Genomic DNA, 2,659 nt, shown 5'->3' with positions numbered 1-2,659 from the left:
GATGCGCTCCTGGCTGGCCAGGTTGTAGTCGCGGATCGCGCCGGTCTCGACCTCCTCGGCCTCGAGCTTCTGGCTCTCGCCGGTGATGCCCTGCAGCAGCGCGTCGACTTCGTCTTGCGAAAGGATCTGTTGATTCATTGGAGCCCCTCGTCGGACAAGTGCGTCCGCCGATTCAGCCGCGCTGATCCAGGATTGCTCATTGAATGATGAAGCTGGAGAAATGCACCTTCTCGACCGGGTTGTGCACCGCCGGCACGCCCGGCCGTGGGGGGCTCGCGCCCTCCGCAGGCACCTCGATGCCCAGCGGACGCACCGACTCGCGCATGATCTCGGCGGCGAGCTTTTCCTTGCCGGCGCGCTCGAGCAGCTCGGCGGAGTTCTTGTGCGCCAGGATCATCAGCACGCCGTTGCGGATCGCCGGCATGTAGGCCTTGAGTTGCTCGGCGACCTCGGGGTCGTCGATTTGCAAGGTGATGCCGATCTGGGCATAGCGTTCCTGCTCGCGATCGGCAAGGTTCACGACGAAAGGATCGAGTGGCAGGAAGTTCGGCGGCTTGCTCGGGTCGTGCCGGCCCGAGCCCTGGACCGCCAGCGCTTCGTCGGCCGGCATCGCGCCGTCCTCGCCCGCCAGGGCGGCCGCGAACGCGGCCTTCTTCTTGAGCACGAACACCGTCGCCGCCGCGCCTCCCGCCAGCAGCACACCGGCGATCGCCAGGATCACCAGCAGCTTCTTGGGCAGCTTGCGCCGGGGCTTCTTCGCGGGAGGGGGAACGGCTTCGGCCGCGGCTGCAGACATCAAGGGCTCCTGGATCGCTCTGGAGCGCGCGGCGATGGGCTGCCGTGCGCCGGGAATGAGAGCGATTATTCGAGCGGTCTACGGCGGCGATGCGGCGATAAGGCGGCTCAATCGGCTGCTGATGCGGATATGGACGGGGCGGGCCGGCCCCTCACCCCAGCCCTCTCCCCAGAGGGGCGAGGGGGCAAGACAAGATCGGGCGGAAGCGGTGCATCGCGCCTTTGTCGCTCTCGCCTTGTGCTCGAAAGAGGCGTTGTATTACTCCCTCTCCCTCCGGGAGAGGGTTGGGGGCGAGATGGGGCTTTCGAGCCGCATGCGGCGAGCCCATCGAGCGGCAGCGGCTTGCAAGCCGCTGCGCGCACTGCAAGTGAGGGCCAGCCGGAACTCGGCGCCAGACCAGCCTCACAAGCCGGCCCTTCAGGCATACAGATCAAGCAGACCCCGGTTGCCAGGCAGCGCCGCGTTACCGGGAGCAGGAACCTCGCCACCATCCGCATCCCCGCCGTCGCCGCGCGCCGTGCCACCTTCGCCCGACGACGACTCCCCCGTCCCCGAGCGGTGTTCCGAAACACCCCCGCCCGTCAGCGTGAGCCCGGCGCCATGCAAGGCCGCCGCCAGCGCCGGCAGGCTCGAAGCGAGCGCCTCGCGGGTGCCGGCATGGGCGGCGCTGAAGTCGATCTGCGCCTGTGCACCGTCGAGTGCGATCTGTACCGTGATCGGGCCCATCTCGGGAGGGTTGAGCTGCAGTTGCGCCTGCTGCACGCCGCCCTTCGCGAGCAACGTGAGCCGCGCGGCCAGCGCCGCTCCGAAGTCGGGCGAGGTGACCGGCGTGGCCAGCGCCAGCGTCGGCGTGCCGCTCGGGGCCGGTGCGGCGGCACTGCCGGCGGTGGCCTGTCCTGGGTTGATGCTCGCTGGCGAGGAAAGCGGTGCTGCTTCGACGCCAACGGCAGCCGCCTCTCCCAGCCCCGCGCTCGTCGCCGCGGCGGCCGTTGCAGCAGCAGTCGATGCAGCGTTGGCCGACGACGCACCGGTCGATGCGACGAGTTCCGCGCCGGAGGCTGCGCCGTCAGCGGCGAAGGTTTGCGTGCCGGACGCCGCGCCGGTCGCAGCCGCAGCGCCATCGCCGGCGAACAGGACCGCCGCTGCGCCGGGCCGTTGGCCGGCGCCGGGCACGCCGGATGCGGCCAACGCCGCGCCATCGGCACCGCCCGGGCCACCGAGTGCGCGATCGGCCACCGCGAGATTGCGGCCGAAACGGGCCAGCCATTCGAACACCGGCTGAGCCGGTGCCTGCGGGGAACCGTTGGGCAATGCAGCCCCCGCGGCGGCCGCCTCGGTCTGTGCGTCGCCTCCGGACTGTTTTTCTACAGCGGCCCGATCGGCTCGTGTGCCGCCTTCGCTTTCGCCGGCTGTCGCCGCAGCATCGGCCTCGCCCGCGGTGTCCTTGCGCGAGGCGGCACGCGAGCTCTCGGCTCGTTCGCCGGCAGCCGCGTTGCGGCGCTGGCTGGCCGCACGCTCGGCCTCGCTGCCGGCGTCGGGCCCGGGCTCACGCTGTGGTGCGCCCTCGGCACGGGCAGCGCGGGTCCGTTCTGCCTGGGAGCGCTCGAGTTGCGCACGCTCGGCTCGTGCGCGGTCGACCGATGCGCGATCGGCGCCTATGCGTGGGGTGGCGGCCTCGGATTCGGCCCGGTTGGCCGGCTCGCGCCGTGCAGCCGGCACGTCGAAGGCGGTGCCGTGATACGCGCCGCCGCCGTAGCGCTCGGCCTGGGCGCTCAGCACGCCGGCAAAGTCCCTGGACGTTGCGCCCGGCGTGGCCCCGGCACTGCCGCCGGTACGCGGATTCATCGAGGAGTCGGCGCCGAG

2 protein-coding genes are annotated in these 2,659 nt (G+C 71.3%); both read right to left on the bottom strand.

The genetic code is table 11. The features are described 5' to 3' along the window. Positions 1 to 196: 196 nt before the first annotated feature. Positions 197 to 721 (bottom strand): flagellar basal body-associated FliL family protein, encoded by a 525-nt coding sequence (locus V6M56_RS02230; RefSeq protein WP_332680944.1) that lies wholly within the window; start codon positions 719 to 721, stop codon positions 197 to 199. A 492-nt stretch (positions 722 to 1,213) separates the two neighbouring features. After that, on the bottom strand, positions 1,214 to 2,659 hold a 1,446-nt coding region (locus V6M56_RS02225; RefSeq protein ID WP_332680943.1), incomplete at its 5' end, for a flagellar hook-length control protein FliK.

The sequence above is a fragment of the Allobosea sp. genome, assembly GCF_036675845.1.
Classification (GTDB): domain Bacteria; phylum Pseudomonadota; class Alphaproteobacteria; order Rhizobiales; family Beijerinckiaceae; genus Allobosea.
Note: the sequence above shows the minus strand (reverse complement) of the source record. Positions and strands in the feature narration are given on the sequence as shown.